Source organism: Maribacter sp. C-4077 (assembly GCF_055378385.1).
Genome location: NZ_AP038807.1, coordinates 2,674,000 through 2,688,435, shown reverse-complemented (window position 1 = coordinate 2,688,435; position 14,436 = coordinate 2,674,000). Strand labels below are relative to the sequence as shown.

Sequence of the window (14,436 nt, the reverse complement as noted above, 5' to 3'; positions counted from 1 at the left end):
AAATTTAAAGTTTTGTTTTCGCACTACTCTTTGAAGGGTCCCACTTTCCCCTTGTTGTGGATTAATTATTGGAATAAAAATATATGGAAGGAACAGGGAATTTTATGATTTCCGTCATATACATCGGCATATAAAAGAAATTTTCTACCGCGCTTTTTTGTTCTGATGGGCGACTCTGGCACCGAGTGTGGACAATTGATTGGCATTATCAAAATAATCGACAGCCTCCTTGGTGGTTACAAAGAGAAATTCCTTTTGAAGTTCATTGATGATATTGGTGGTAAAAATGATGTCGCGCATGGGCCCGATAGCGCCTGCAATATAGAATTGCAGCCCCATTTCATGGATTTCATGGATGAGCTTGGAAAGCACGTCCGCACCCGTGGCATCGATGTAGGTCATGGCCTCGGCATTTAAGATAACCGCCTTTAAATCGGACCCCTTTCCTTTGATTTGCTTTAGCATCTTCTTTTTGAAATAGCCTGAATTCCCAAAATAGAGCTGGGAATCGAACCGAACAATCAATAAATCCTTACGGATTATGACCTCATCGTTAAACCGTTTGATGTTTTTATAATAATCCGATCCCTTCAGATTCCCCAACTCCGCAAAGTGGGGCTTGGAGGTTCGATACACCATCAGCAATAATGATAGCAGCGTTCCCACAACGATTCCTTGGGTAATCCCGATAAAAAGCGTAATCAAAAAAGTAAGCAACAACACCCCGAATTCATCCTTCCGGTCTACCCATAAGTACTTGGCATAGTCCAAATCTATTAGCCCAAAAACGGAAACCATAATAATACTTGCCAGTACCGTATTGGGCAGGTATTGGAAAACAGGTGTAAAAAACAACAGCGTAAGCACAACCAAGACCACACTGAAAAAGCCCGCTAAATTGGTTTTGGCACCTGCTTCCTGATTGATGGCCGACCTGGAAAAACTGGCCGTGGAAGCATAGGATTGAAAAAAAGAACCTAGGATATTGGATGCCCCCAAGGCAATCAATTCCTGATTGGCATCTATGGTCTCTTCCCCGCTTTTCTCTTCCATGGCCTTACCTATGGATATGGTCTCCAAGTATCCTACCAAGGCCAATGCGACACCCATGGGCCAAAGGCTTTTTATAGTTTCAATGGTGATTTTGGGCAGGTCAAAGGAGGGCAAGCCTTTGGAAACTTCGCCTACTAACTTCATATCGTATACACCCAAACCAAAATAGTAAACGGCTAGAATGCCCAATACGACCACCAAAAGCACCGCGGGAAAGCTTTTTTTCCATTTTTTAAATCCCAGAATCAGTACAATACCTAGAATGCCCAATCCCAAATCATAGGGGTTGGTGTTCCCCAGCTGCTGCCATGTCAAGGCTACAATTTCATGAAAATGATTGCTATTCGGGACAGGGATTCCCAGCAAGTGCTTTAACTGACTCACCATAATGATAATTGCGGCAGCCGAAGTAAACCCGCTGATAACAGGCTTTGACAAAAAATTGACCAAAAAGCCCATCCTGAATATACCTAGCAGCAATTGCACAGCCCCAACGATCAACACCAACACGACCGCCAAAGCAATATAGTCCGCTACATTGCTTATAGCTAACGTTCCCAAAGCGGCGGCCACCAATAGGGAATCCATGGCCACTGGCCCCATGGCTACTTTGCGCGAGGTACCCATAAACACATAGGTCAACACGGGAACCAAGGCGGTGTACAAACCATAGACAGGAGGCAAGCCGGCAATCATGGCGTAGGCCATTCCCTGGGGGACCAAAACTATGCCCACGGTAAACCCTGCGATCAGGTCTTTTGTAAAATAGGCCTTTTTATAGGTAGCTGCCCATTCCAAAAATGGTAGAAAACGCTTCACGTTTCAAAAGTAAACAAATCCCACGTGGCAAAATTAGGTAAGACCAAAGTTAGAGAAGCAGTCCCACCGAATAACACATATACATAGTAAGCCCTGAAAGGGCGAGGCACCCATTCGATAACATCATAAGGAAGCACCTCGTACTTCTGTTCTAAACTGTATATGGAAAGGCACAAGCACGGATGCTTGCGCAAGAGGAGGAACTTGTTTTTTAACTCAGTTCTTTTTTGTATCACCCTATTTAATCCATTTCAAATTCCTAATGAGCATTCCAAAAACACACAAGTCGGGATTGGACCGTTTCTTTTGGTAAGATTTAATAGCGATATAAAAAATTTTACGATTTTCAGGATTTATCGAATAATAGTTTAATTCCCTTTTAACATCTGCATCATTTTTAGGGGACAATGTTTCAATCCAAAAACTAGTATTTTCATTAGTGTTTTCCTTTCCAAATGTGACTAATCTTTTCTCTCCTATTACCTTAATTAAAACCTTATCAAAATACTTTTCTAAATCCCCAGAGATTGATTTTCCTATTCTAATTTCAAAAATTGGGGAGGTGTTTTTTACTTTTTTTTTGTGGCTTTTCAGTTGGTAAGTATCAAATTTTTCATTTGCAAACACCGTTAAATCATAATTAGAAGGAACTTTTATAGAGTATTTGTTTATCGAATCGACTAAGGTTTGTGATTCAATCTTTCCGTCAATAAAACAATAACTCCAAAAGGGATCTCTACTTTTCATTTTTCTGTCCTTAAGCTCTTTTAAATTAGTTGAATCGATTTGAGCTTGAGCACTATTAAATGAACATAATGCAGTCAAAATTACAAGTAGCTTTGTTTGTGTTTGCATAATTTTGCCTAACGGTCCGGCCATGATTTGCAGCCCTTTTTAGCTACAGGTTCTTTAATTATTTAATGATATGAACTGAATGAAATTCCGTCCATTTTTTGAAACTCTATCTCCCAGCAAACTCCAACCACTACTCGCTGTCATAGTGTTGAAAATACTACTGTCTGTATTTGTAAATCCGTAACTATGTAAGTCTCTAAAAGCTAATTTTATAATCTCCACATTCGCATTGGGAATTACTTTTGGGAAGAAAGAACTAAATCCACCAGAGACTATCGATTCGTCCATTCCGTTCAATTCAAGATATTTTTTTGGGTAAGCCAAAAAACTCAAAACTTGAATATGCAATGATGAGAAATTATCCACTAAATTCAGGTAGTATTCCTTTTCCGTTTGAGTGATTTCAAATTCGGTTAGTGAGTTCACTAAAATTGCTCTAAAGGCAAGAATTTTCTCTTTTTGGTAATTCTCAACAGCTCCTTTAAAACACTTTTCAAAAATGAAACCATATTCATCTGACTTCAAATAATTCTCGTTGATTTCGTCTTGAAGTTTCGAAAAGTCTTTCGCTATAGTTTCTATAAACTCCATTAGCCTCAATTCCCTTTGTGATGGAATATAATCGGACATTAAAGATACTATACCACTTCCTACAGGAAAGTTAGCAAGAATAGCCTTAATTCCGTTAATTATGTGTTCGGAATACTTTGACTCTTTTAAGTGCTTTTCTGCTTTTTTAATTTTATCCATTTTGTTTTTTCAAACTTGTTAGCTAACTAGGATATATAAACACTTTAAAACGCTTGACCGTCCCTCCCTCAAGATACGAAAACCCGGTATCCAAATTAGCTTGCTCCACGGCATAGGGGTAAAAAGTGATGGGTTCTATACAGACCATATTGGGGACTTCCGTCCACAGCATAAAGTGTTCAAAACCTTCGGTCTTGATGGTCAGTTCCAATTGGTCATTGAGTATGATCGAGGATTCCTTGGGTACCTGAAGGGCCCTGCTCCCCACCGCCATAACTTCCGGGATGGAAATTTGTTCTTCCTGGGTCTTGATAATTGATTGCTCCGTTACAAGGTTGAAGGCCGGGTGGTATCCTAACATAAAGGGCATGCCTTCTTCCCCTTTGATTTCAAAACGGATTTCCAGACCATCTTCTTTCAAATAGTAGGACTTTACAAACGAAAAATCATAGGGCCAAAAAAGTTCCGGTGCGGCCGACTTCCCAGGGTATTTGGAATTTTTTATACGTGTATTCGCCTTATAGCGCTTTTCAAAAACAGCTTTTGTTTCGGTGGATTCCAAAAGTTGATATTCCAGTTCCCGGAGCAGTCCATGCTGGTCTTGGACGGCCATCCCTTTTGGGGTTTTCACTTTGAAATCGGCCTCGTTTGTGGGTCCAATGATGGGAAACATCTCCGTATCCGAATTTCGCCAACCCGGACTCCCTTTTTGATGTATCAATTCCTGGCTATATACCCGATAGCCCACCAGTTCCCCTTGGTCAATCCGTACTTGTTGTTTAGGTAAGGTAAGTATCGTCATGTTATTCGTTTATCAATCGGTAAATCAAAATAGCGGTTCTTTTTGTCAACGCTTCAATGGTGTTCAGGTTCACGGTTTCCTGGGGTGTATGGGCACCCGTGCCCATGGTGCCCAATCCGTCCAGGCAATCCACATATTCCGCCACAAAGGAGGTATCCGCAGCACCTCTTCTACCGGGATCATAGGCGACTACTTCGCCCTGATTTAAATCGAGGCTGACTTGATTCAATTTTTGCAAGAGGGCATGGTTACCTTCGGTCGGTGCCATGGCCGGATACATATCGGAAAAGGAAATAGTCGCCGACGTCTTTGGAAGGTTTTTCGCAACGATGGCCCTCATTTTCTCGCGGGTTCGTTCTTTTTGTTCCTCGGAAATAAACCTCAGTCCACCCCGTACCTCGGCCCGTTGGGCGACTACGTTAGTTTTTCCAAAAACGGTGCCTTTGCTTGTCATGTCATCGAAGGTCACAAAAGTACCTCCCAACAACGTCCCGGGATTGAAGGTCAAAAGTTCCTCCCCTTTTACATCGGTATAAAAACCATGAAGGATTCGGGACATTTCAAAAATGGCCCCAGCTCCCGTATTTTCACTAAAGATACCGGAGGAATGGGCCCGTTTCCCTTCCACTTCCACTTTCCAGCCGGATGAGCCACGGCGCGCTACGGTAGCGTAGTTGAACCCAGTGGACGTTTCAAAACCCAAGGCAATATCGCTTTTTTTGGCGGCATCTATCAAGTCCTTCCTACTTATCTCCAAAGGATCCCCGGCACTTTCCTCATCGCCCGTTAGGGCTACAATAATCTGGGCATCGCCCAACAAATTATTTTCTTGCAAGGCTTTTAAGGCATACAGAATGATGACATTGCCACCTTTCATATCATTGCCACCCGGGGCGTGGGCCGTACTGTCGTTTACCATGGTAAAGGTCTGAAAAGGGCTGTCCTCCTCAAAAACGGTATCCAGATGTCCAATCAACAGTAACTTTTTACCCTTGGAACCTTTGGTCTCGGCGAACAAATGTCCCGCTCGGTTCATTTCCGCGGGCATTGGAATCCAATTCGTTTCAAATCCGATGTCGCCAAAAGCCGAATTGAATTCGGCACCCACCTTCTTCACCCCTTCCAGATTCAAGGTGCCGCTGTTGATGTTCACCACCTTTTCCAAAAAGCCGATGGCATCGGGATTATTGGCTTCGATACTTTTGATGATTTTTTTCTCGGTGCGGGATAACTTTTGTCCCGCTACATTTTGGAAAATCGGGAACAAGAGAAGGACGAATAGGATTTTTCGAATCATAACGTTTGGTTTGAGTCAAATGTACCTAAAACCAAATCAAAATGAAATATCGAAAGTTTGAGGTCTTATCACAAGTGTCCGAAAGTTTGACAAAACACCGCTTAGCATTAAGAGCCAAGAACATAGATTTAATTATTTCCACCGGACCAACACTTTGTCTCTTTGATGTACCTAAACTTTTTGCAATAAAGATACATTCAGGAAAATAACAATGACCCGTCAAAACAGGAAAGCCCGGCATTCTGTCTTTCAAGCGTCTATTTTCTATGTTCTAGCAGTGCAACGGTCTATTCTCCATAGTTTAGGTTGCCAATGAGGTCTTATGAATTACTCAAAGCGAATGGCCTTCACCGGCGTAATCTTGGTGATGATGTACGAGGGAATCAACAGCATCAACAGGCACAGGAAAAGCACCCCGATATTCAGCAGCAACACCGTAATCCAATTGATGTGCACGGGAATGTACTCAATGTAATATTCTTCCGGATTGGGAAACTTGAACAAACGGTATTGTCCCTGGAGCCAAATAAAGCCCAAGCCGATCAAATTTCCCCAAAACAGTCCGATGCTGATCAAATAGGCCGCATTGTACAAAAACACTTTTCGTATACTCCAATTGGTCGTGCCCAGGGCCTTTAGGATTCCGATCATGGGCGTACGTTCCAAAATAAGCACCAGAAGGGCTGTAATCATATTGATGCCCCCAACAATAATCATGATTCCTATGATCAGGGCGGTATTAAAATCGAACAGGCCGATCCACTCGAATATTTTATAATATTTATCCCGTATTGATTTTGTATCCAAGGTGGAGACGGTCTTTCCAAAAATTTCATTGCTCTTGGCATCGATATCGTCAAAATTGTCCAGCAACACCTCAAAATTGCCCACCTCATCATCGGCCCATTTGTTCATCTGTTGGATGTGCCTAATGTCGACAAAAATATACTTGTCGTCAATCTCCTCAAAACCACTGTCATAGATCCCCACAATGGTGAACTTACGTTGGTTGGGCATTTTGTTGGTATCGTCGTCCCGCAGAAAAAAGGTAAAAAAGGAATCCCCCACCCCCAACTTCAAACGGTTGGCCGTAATGTTTGAAATAAGCACATCTGAATTGAGTTCGCCTGTATAATCCGGCAAGGTTCCGGCCACCAAAAAATCGTGGATGGGCGTCCAATAGTAATCCGCCCCCACACCCTTGGCAATGATGCCCTCAAAAGTGTCCTCCGTACGGATAATCCCTCCCTTGGTGGCCACGGCCTGTACATGGGCAATTCCGTCAACATCTGTAAACCTGGGGTAGAAATCCTGTTTTTTGGATACAGGTGATACCGATACTTCGGACCGATTATTGTCATAGTTGGAAATCTGAATGTGGCCGTTAAAAGCGGTAACCTTTTCCCGAATTTTATATTTTAACCCTTCTCCCGTAGCGATGGCAATCAACATCATGACAACACCAATGGCTATGGCGGCTATCGCTATTTTTATTATTGGCGCGGAAATACTAATTTTATGTTCCTTGCCCGTAATAAGCCGTTTGGCAATGAAATATTCTAAGTTCAAATGATGTTGTTTTTATACCGATTCAAAAATACCCTTTTTTTATCTTTTTTGATTTGCATTTCCTGTGGAAACTCGGGCAAAAAAGATGCGGACACTTCTCAGGTTTCGGCCGAGGAGACGCTGCTTGAGGAACCCGAACCCATTATTGTAGCGGCCAATAGAACCGATGCATATCTTCCGCTGTTGGCAGGGAAATCGGTGGGCATTGTGGCAAACCAGACCTCGGTGATATTTAAGGAAAACGGATATACCCACTTGGTCGATTCCTTGTTGCAATTAAATGTCGATATAAAAAAGGTGTTTTCACCGGAACACGGTTTTCGTGGCAAGGCCGATGCCGGCGAAAAAGTGGAAAGCGGTACGGATGAGGAGACGGGGCTTCCCATTGTTTCCCTCTATGGAAAAAACAGAAAACCTTCGGCGGAACTATTGGCGGGTTTGGATGTGGTCCTATTCGACATACAGGACGTTGGAACCCGATTCTATACGTATATCGCCACACTACAATTGATTATGGAAGCCTGTGCCGAAAATACTATTCCCGTTCTGGTTTTGGACCGACCTAACCCGAACGCCCATTATGTAGATGGCCCCACCATGCAAAAGGAACACACCGGATTCTTGGGCATGAACGAAATTCCCTTGGTGTATGGCATGAGCATTGGCGAATACGCCAACATGATCAATGAAGAAGGTTGGTTGGAAGGAGGCAGGAAATGTGACCTAAGGGTTATTCCCTTGGAAAACTGGACACACGAACGAATTTACCAAATCCCAATACGTCCCTCCCCCAATTTACCGAACGATGTTTCCATAAATCTCTACCCGAGTCTCGGTCTTTTTGAAGGGACCAATGTCAATGCAGGTCGCGGTACGGAATTTCAGTTTCAGCGGTATGGAGCGTCCTTTATGGATTCCACCGCCTATAGCTTTTCCTATGTTCCGGAACCCAATTTTGGTAGTAAATATCCCAAGGAAGAAGGAAAGAAGTGTTATGGTAAGGACCTCTCCAATACCCCGCGAATAAACGAAGTCTCCTTGCAATGGATTTTGGATGCCTATAAAAACACCCTAGATAAAAGTAAGTTCTTTTTGACCGATGGATTTACAAAGCACGCCGGCACCCCGGTACTTCAAAAGCAAATTGAGTCGGGGCTTACGGAAGCGGAAATAAAGGCTTCTTGGCAGCCGGAATTGGAGAAATTCAAGAAAATACGGGCCAAGTATTTGATGTATGAGTAGTATTGGTTTCTTTGTCATACTGAACATAGTGAAGTATCTATTGTAGCAACGAATCCTCGAAGATATCGCAGTCTAAGTTGATAGCCCCGAACATGCAATAGATTCTTCGTTCCGCTATGCTCCACTCAGAATGACAAAAAAGAGAGAACACTACTCTCAGAATAACAAAAAGTGAAAGGGCTCCACTCAGAATAAAATACAAGGGTTTGTTATAATGCAGACTTGGATTCCCCAACCGTTGTGGGCCTACGGTATTTATGAAAAGGCTGTTTTAGCAATCCGGATATACTGGAATTCTCCCTTTCATCTGGGAAGGTATCCACACCGTACACGATCGATTCCCTATCCAAATACATATAGGTGCCGAACAATCGGTCCCAAATGGCAAAAATGTTTCCGTAATTACTGTCCGTATAAGGTAATACATAGTGATGGTGCACCTTGTGCATATCCGGAGAAACAATGATGTAGCTCAGATATTTATCCAATTTTGTAGGTAGTTTGATATTGGCGTGGTTGAATTGCGAGAGTACGACCGACAAGCTTTGATATAACATGATGATGCCAATAGGCGCCCCTACCAAAAGCACTCCAAGCAGCGTAAATAGATAACGTACAAACGATTCCAACGGATGGTGCCTGTTTGCGGTGGTCGTATCCACGTGATGATCGGAATGGTGCACCAAATGGACCATCCACAAAGGTTTTACTTTATGCTCCACCCAATGGGCCAAATACGCCCCGATTAAATCCAACAGCATCACCCCAAGCAGTACGTATAACCACAAGGGCATGGCCGGAAGCCAATTAAGAATGCCAAAATCATTTCCCACGGTCCAATCTGCAGTTTTCAACAACAAAAACGCTAGAAAAAAATTAATGACGATGGTCGTAAGGGTAAAAAAGAAATTGGGAACGGCATGTTTCCATTTTTTATAGCGTACCGTGAATAACGGAACAATACCTTCCAAAACCCAAAAAAAGGTAATACCTCCTACGAGAATCAGGGAACGATGCGCCGAAGGAATCGTTTCAAAGTATTGAATTAATTGTTCCATAGCATTAAATATAAGAAATCAAGCAGTTTCTTTAAACTAGATTATAGGGAAATCCGCTTCTTCATTTCCTCTACAATATTGAAGGCTGCAGGACAAATGGCTACATTCTTTAAAGTGAGGTGGCTTATTTGTTGGAACTTTTTCCGGTCGGTGTGGGGAAACTCCCTACAGGCCTTGGGTCGAACATCGTAGATGGCGCAATAATTATCGGCATCCAAAAAAGTACAAGGAACTTCTTGCAGCACATAATCATTCTCGTCATCAATTTGCAGATAGGCATCGATAAATTGCTGGGGCTTCATCCTAAAATGTTTTGCAATCCGTTCAATATCGGCATTGGTGAACAACGGACCCGTGGTCTTGCAGCAATTGGCGCAGGTAAGACAATCCGTCCGATCAAATTCGGTTTCGTGCAATTCCTGCATCACATAATCCAATTTCTTGGGCGGTTTCTTCCTTAATTTGGCAAAGAATTTCTTGTTCTCGCCCTTTTTATCGGAAGCCCATTGCGGAAGTTGTTTCAGTACCTTATCCATCATCCAAATTTTCGCTCCAAAACTAGGTAAGTACTTTTTAAAAGGGGACTTTTGTTGGACAAAATTTAGAAAATTGTCAAAGGATATTTTGGGCAGGGCCCTTTTGGATTACCATAATCTGGAATATACGGAAGATATCATCACTTATTCTTCCTTGGACGAGGAGGACCAATTACCACTTCCTTTCATGTTCAGAAATTTTAAACGAATGCCCCTTTTGGAACAAGTTGCCTTGGGGCATTGCAAAGGTACCGTACTGGATGTAGGCTGCGGGGCCGGTAACCATAGCCTCTATTTGCAGGACAAAGGATTTGAAGTAACCGGTCTTGACGCATCCGTCGGTGCGATATCCGTTTGTAAACAGCGAGGGTTATTGAAAACCATACACACCGATTTTCTACGTTTGGACGGACAAAAATACGATACGCTTCTGCTATTGATGAACGGCATCGGGATTACCGGAAAACTAAAAAACCTAAATCCGTATTTGAACCAGATGAAGCGGTTGCTCCAGCCCAATGGACAGGTTTTATTGGATTCCAGCGATATTTTATATATGTACGAATCAGACGAAGAAGATGGAGGCTACTGGATTCCGCAGCACCTGGACTATTACGGGGAGGTGACTTTTACGATGCGCTATAAAAACGAGGAAAGTGAACCTTTTGATTGGTTGTACGTAGATTTTAATACCTTAAAAAGAGCGGCTACGTTTAACGGTCTGAATTGCGAAATGGTAAAACAAGGCGAGAGCGACGACTATTTGGCCCGTTTGACCTTTTTGTGATACTTCTGTAGTATCTTTAACGTTGTGCTATTGAAAAAGTTGATTATGAAAAAGTTTAAAATAGTGTCCCTTTTGGTGCTTATTATCCTATTGGGTTCCTGTTCAAAGGACACTACCGAACCGGATGTACGTATCGACAAAACCTTAAATTTAAAGGGTACGGGGGATTCCGCCAATGATATACTCTCCAATGACACATACGATAAACTTCAAATAGAGATTGCCTATGTTTCCGGGCTTAGGCCGACGACTACGGCTATTTCGGACTTTACGAAATTTTTAAGGCTACACACCTTCAAAGAGGACATTGAATTTATATACCAAGAATTGGAATCTCCAAATGAGGAAAATCTTACCCTTCAGGAAATCGCAGATTTAGAAAGTGAGAACAGGACCGCTTACAGTAATGGCTCTACTTTGGCTGTCTATATTTATTTTTCCGATGCTCCTGCGGAGGATGACGAGCCGGAGGAGGGTTTGGTTACTTTGGGCGCTGTGTACAGAAATACTTCGATGATCATTCATGAAGCCACCATCCGGCGATTGGCCGCCCAAAGTATCTTGGTTAGCAATGCCGATGTAGAGGCGGCTACCCTGAACCATGAATTCGGACATCTTTTTGGTCTGGTCGATTTGGGCACCCCGGCTTTGTCAGACCATGAGGATACCGCTGCGGAAAACCACTGCAATGTGGATGGATGCCTAATGCGCGCGGAACTGCAATTTACGCTTTCGGGAAAATCTATTTTAGAGCCTAAAAAAAGTACCTATGCTGCGAATCTCAATCCGGCATGTGTATTATCGGGTACTACCGTGATGCGCCTTTTGCAGCCCTCAAAAACGGGCAGATCTGTTGAAATTCCGGGTTTGGATGCCGCTTGTATTGAAGATATCCAAGGCAATGGGGCCAGATAGTTTCTTTGTCTAAGGAATATTCAAATACTTATGGGTCTGTAAGGAAACCTTCCATTTGGGGTTTTTCATAACGTATTCAACAATCAGTGGGGTCACCTTCTCCCGTACACTCCACTCTGGCTGAAGATAAAGGATACATTCCTTGTTCGTTTGGGCGGCCTGTTCTTCGGCAAAAATCAGATCGTGCTTGTTGTAAACGATCACTTTGAGTTCATGGGCTTCATCGTAAATCCGCCCCTCAGGTAATTTGTTCTTTTTGGGCGATAAGCAGATCCAATCCCAAGTTCCCGTCAGTGTATATGCCCCCGAAGTTTCGATATGGGTTTTCAGGTTTCGGGCTTTCAACTTTTCCGTCAAAGGTCCCATATCCCACGTCAAGGGCTCACCCCCCGTGACCACAATGGTATCCGAGTATTTTGCCGCATTTTCGACTATGTGATCTATATCTGTAGGCGGATGTGTCTCAGCGTTCCAACTCTCCTTCACATCACACCAATGGCATCCAACATCACATCCACCGACCCTTATGAAATAGGCAGCCGTACCCTTGTGAAATCCCTCTCCCTGAATGGTATAGAACTCCTCCATTAAGGGTAGTAGCAGCCCCTGGTCCACCAATGCCATGGTTTCCTTTGTTCTCACGTGTTTAATTTTTTATTACTATTATGACAATCAATGAATTCTACTATTGGAACTATTTAGATTGCCATAAAAAATCCCTCAGCGAGGGTTGCATCTGGCAAAGATAGGAAAAGACGTGGGCATAGTTTTCAGCCAAGGGGAGCAATTTTAGCTTGAAGGCCCCTCTTTGGCGATACAATTTACTACCTTATAAACCTTGCCGTCATATTTGGTAAAAAGATAGAGTTCCCCCGTACTGTCCATACCCCATCTAAGATCTACACGGGCACCACCCAACAAGGCATCAAAGGTGGTGGTCTCCCCGTTAAATAGAAATTCCATTTTTTGGATGTTTGCCTGATGGCCGTTGGTGACATTATCTACATCTGCAATAAAAAGGGTGCCCCTTGGAATATCGCCAAAAAGGTACTTGCCCTCGAGCTTTTCCAACGTACCGTGATAAACAAAGCCTCCTGAAACCGCATTGCCCTCATCGTGGTCATATTGTATGATGGGATAGTCATAGCCCTCGTCATCTTTGGGCAGCGGATATACGACCTCCGTATTGGCACTGGAATCAAATAAAAAGGTACCTTCCCTGTTAGGCCAACCATAATGACGTCCTTTTTCCACAAGGTTCACTTCTTCTATACTATGCCTGCCTATATTGGAAACATACATGCGACGCGGATCCTTGCCATCCCACGAAATCCGATGGGGGTTTCTGAAACCATAAGCCCATATTTCCGGAATACCTTCTCCATTCCCAACAAAGGGATTATCCGAAGGAATTCCGTATTGACCATTATCGCTGTTACTTCCCAAAGGGTCAATTCGGATTACCGATCCCCATATCTGATCCTTTTGGCCTACTAATTGAGGTTGATCGGCATAAATAGCACCACCATCACCAACACCGAGGTATAGGTGTCCATAATCTGCATCCTCCTTTTTTGCCATGGGATTGAAGGAAACCTCTTGAAATCCGTGCGCGCTACCTATCATATCAACCCGTAGCAGTTCCCTTTTTGTTCCCTTGAACTTTGAGGATAAGGGGTCTTCTGCCTTCCATTCGGTAAGTACCCATTGTAATGCAACCTTTAGGCTATCAGGCAGTGGGAAATCTGCCTTTCGCGTATGGGCAGGTTCAGTATGGGTTGTATACAGTAGTCCGTTTTCATCAAAATTGGGGTGAAAATCAAAACTGCCAAGACCCGTACCAAAACCGGGAACATTGATGAAATTTGGTAGTTCCACGGCCATATCCAGATAGCTGCTGACCGTAGATTCCTTGGCCTCGTATAATATACCGTTCAAATCGGCAATAAACTGTCGTTCCCCTTCAGGTGTGGGCAAGGCAAAAAATTTATTGATACGGGCCTTAGGATGATGATCTGTACTGGCGGGTACTTGAAGCACCTCTTCCAAAACCAGCAAGAGATTGGACTGGGTTATTTTTTCAGGAATGGGATCCGTAATGGCACCGGACCTTTTTCTTTTACTCTTTTTTTCCGCCTCGGAATACTTATGTACAAAACCTAATAGGGCTTCAAAATCATCCTGGGAAAAATACTCAAAACCCGGCATATACGTACCATAGGTTTCATAGAGTCGTACACCCCTTACGTCACCGGCCTCTATTTTATGTTTGGGATTTTTTATAAAATCGATAAGCCAGGCCTTATCTACCTCTCCGGTTACACCGGCCAAACTTGGTCCTATGTTATTTGCATTAAAATCATGACAACTGGCACAATGTGTATTGAACAATTGCATGCCTTCCTGTACGGATAGTTCATCCTGACGGTAGGTGTTCCCTTGGTCTCCTGTATTGGCAATATCCTTTTCACCATTGCTTTTACACGAAAAAAAGGCGAAACTAAGGCCCAAAAGCATTAAAACATGGCCTTTTGGTATAAAAAATGACATTATCCCTTTTTAAATGATGTATCGGTAATCCGTGGAAAATCCCCCTTGACCCTCCCTAGAATAGTACTATTAAACAAATCCTGTGGTAAGGAAAGCCACACTTCCCAAGCCCTAAGATACACATTGCGTCCCAAAAACAAGGGACAGAAATGGAGACCGTGGCACCTTTTTGCCTCAAGGTATACATTCCCTTTTTCTTTTGC

At 43.1% G+C, this 14,436-nt stretch carries 13 protein-coding genes; 3 read left to right on the top strand and 10 right to left on the bottom strand.

The window, feature by feature from the left end; all coding sequences use genetic code 11:
• Positions 1-144: 144 nt before the first annotated feature.
• From ACZ41C_RS11545 to ACZ41C_RS11520, 6 genes are all read right to left on the bottom strand, one after another.
• Positions 145-1,872 (bottom strand): SulP family inorganic anion transporter, encoded by a 1,728-nt coding sequence (locus tag ACZ41C_RS11545; RefSeq protein ID WP_464561540.1) that lies wholly within the window; start codon positions 1,870-1,872, stop codon positions 145-147.
• Positions 1,873-2,109: 237 nt separating this feature from the next.
• The gene (locus tag ACZ41C_RS11540; RefSeq protein WP_464561538.1) at positions 2,110-2,751 is read right to left on the bottom strand and encodes a hypothetical protein; all 642 of its coding nucleotides are present in this window, start codon (positions 2,749-2,751) and stop codon (positions 2,110-2,112) included.
• Positions 2,752-2,781: 30 nt separating this feature from the next.
• Positions 2,782-3,477, bottom strand: a complete 696-nt coding sequence (locus ACZ41C_RS11535; RefSeq protein WP_464561536.1) for a hypothetical protein — start codon at positions 3,475-3,477, stop codon at positions 2,782-2,784.
• 22 nt (positions 3,478-3,499) lie between these two features.
• Positions 3,500-4,279: an aldose epimerase family protein gene (locus tag ACZ41C_RS11530; protein WP_464561534.1), complete on the bottom strand. Its 780-nt coding sequence runs from the start codon at positions 4,277-4,279 to the stop codon at positions 3,500-3,502.
• 1 nt (position 4,280) lies between these two features.
• Positions 4,281-5,576 (bottom strand): M20/M25/M40 family metallo-hydrolase, encoded by a 1,296-nt coding sequence (locus ACZ41C_RS11525; protein WP_464561532.1) that lies wholly within the window; start codon positions 5,574-5,576, stop codon positions 4,281-4,283.
• A gap of 327 nt (positions 5,577-5,903) precedes the next feature.
• Complete coding sequence (locus tag ACZ41C_RS11520; RefSeq protein WP_154916997.1) at positions 5,904-7,145, bottom strand: ABC transporter permease; 1,242 nt, start codon at positions 7,143-7,145, stop codon at positions 5,904-5,906.
• Between the two features lie 3 nt (positions 7,146-7,148).
• Here ACZ41C_RS11520 and ACZ41C_RS11515 point away from each other — a divergent pair, with 3 nt between their 5' ends.
• On the top strand, positions 7,149-8,387 hold the full coding sequence (locus ACZ41C_RS11515) for an exo-beta-N-acetylmuramidase NamZ family protein (RefSeq protein ID WP_464565752.1): 1,239 nt from the start codon (positions 7,149-7,151) through the stop codon (positions 8,385-8,387).
• A 209-nt stretch (positions 8,388-8,596) separates the two neighbouring features.
• On the opposite strand, the gene ACZ41C_RS11510 is transcribed toward ACZ41C_RS11515, so the two are convergent.
• On the bottom strand, positions 8,597-9,445 hold the full coding sequence (locus tag ACZ41C_RS11510) for a sterol desaturase family protein (protein WP_464561529.1): 849 nt from the start codon (positions 9,443-9,445) through the stop codon (positions 8,597-8,599).
• A gap of 41 nt (positions 9,446-9,486) precedes the next feature.
• Positions 9,487-9,981: a YkgJ family cysteine cluster protein gene (locus ACZ41C_RS11505; protein WP_464565750.1), complete on the bottom strand. Its 495-nt coding sequence runs from the start codon at positions 9,979-9,981 to the stop codon at positions 9,487-9,489.
• 73 nt (positions 9,982-10,054) lie between these two features.
• Between ACZ41C_RS11505 and ACZ41C_RS11500 the strand changes: the two genes are divergently transcribed.
• Both ACZ41C_RS11500 and ACZ41C_RS11495 read left to right on the top strand, forming a co-directional pair.
• Entirely contained in the window at positions 10,055-10,768 is a 714-nt protein-coding gene (locus ACZ41C_RS11500; protein ID WP_464561527.1) for a class I SAM-dependent methyltransferase, read from the top strand.
• A 45-nt stretch (positions 10,769-10,813) separates the two neighbouring features.
• Positions 10,814-11,683: a hypothetical protein gene (locus ACZ41C_RS11495; RefSeq protein ID WP_138257380.1), complete on the top strand. Its 870-nt coding sequence runs from the start codon at positions 10,814-10,816 to the stop codon at positions 11,681-11,683.
• 9 nt (positions 11,684-11,692) lie between these two features.
• Here the strand turns inward: ACZ41C_RS11495 and ACZ41C_RS11490 are convergent, their stop codons facing one another.
• Together ACZ41C_RS11490 and ACZ41C_RS11485 are read right to left on the bottom strand one after the other, a co-directional pair.
• On the bottom strand, positions 11,693-12,307 hold the full coding sequence (locus ACZ41C_RS11490; protein WP_138257709.1) for a 7-carboxy-7-deazaguanine synthase QueE: 615 nt from the start codon (positions 12,305-12,307) through the stop codon (positions 11,693-11,695).
• 165 nt (positions 12,308-12,472) lie between these two features.
• Complete coding sequence (locus ACZ41C_RS11485; RefSeq protein ID WP_464561525.1) at positions 12,473-14,233, bottom strand: PQQ-dependent sugar dehydrogenase; 1,761 nt, start codon at positions 14,231-14,233, stop codon at positions 12,473-12,475.
• Positions 14,234-14,436: the final 203 nt, after the last annotated feature.

Coding starts and splice junctions, on each gene's coding strand:
- ACZ41C_RS11540 (WP_464561538.1), bottom strand. CDS start 2,751: ATGGCCGGACCGTTAGGCAAAATTATGCAAACACAAACAAAGCTACTT.
- ACZ41C_RS11535 (WP_464561536.1), bottom strand. CDS start 3,477: ATGGATAAAATTAAAAAAGCAGAAAAGCACTTAAAAGAGTCAAAGTAT.
- ACZ41C_RS11530 (WP_464561534.1), bottom strand. CDS start 4,279: ATGACGATACTTACCTTACCTAAACAACAAGTACGGATTGACCAAGGG.
- ACZ41C_RS11525 (WP_464561532.1), bottom strand. CDS start 5,576: ATGATTCGAAAAATCCTATTCGTCCTTCTCTTGTTCCCGATTTTCCAA.
- ACZ41C_RS11515 (WP_464565752.1), top strand. CDS start 7,149: ATGTTGTTTTTATACCGATTCAAAAATACCCTTTTTTTATCTTTTTTG.
- ACZ41C_RS11510 (WP_464561529.1), bottom strand. CDS start 9,445: ATGGAACAATTAATTCAATACTTTGAAACGATTCCTTCGGCGCATCGT.
- ACZ41C_RS11505 (WP_464565750.1), bottom strand. CDS start 9,981: ATGGATAAGGTACTGAAACAACTTCCGCAATGGGCTTCCGATAAAAAG.
- ACZ41C_RS11495 (WP_138257380.1), top strand. CDS start 10,814: ATGAAAAAGTTTAAAATAGTGTCCCTTTTGGTGCTTATTATCCTATTG.
- ACZ41C_RS11490 (WP_138257709.1), bottom strand. CDS start 12,307: ATGGCATTGGTGGACCAGGGGCTGCTACTACCCTTAATGGAGGAGTTC.
- ACZ41C_RS11485 (WP_464561525.1), bottom strand. CDS start 14,233: ATGTCATTTTTTATACCAAAAGGCCATGTTTTAATGCTTTTGGGCCTT.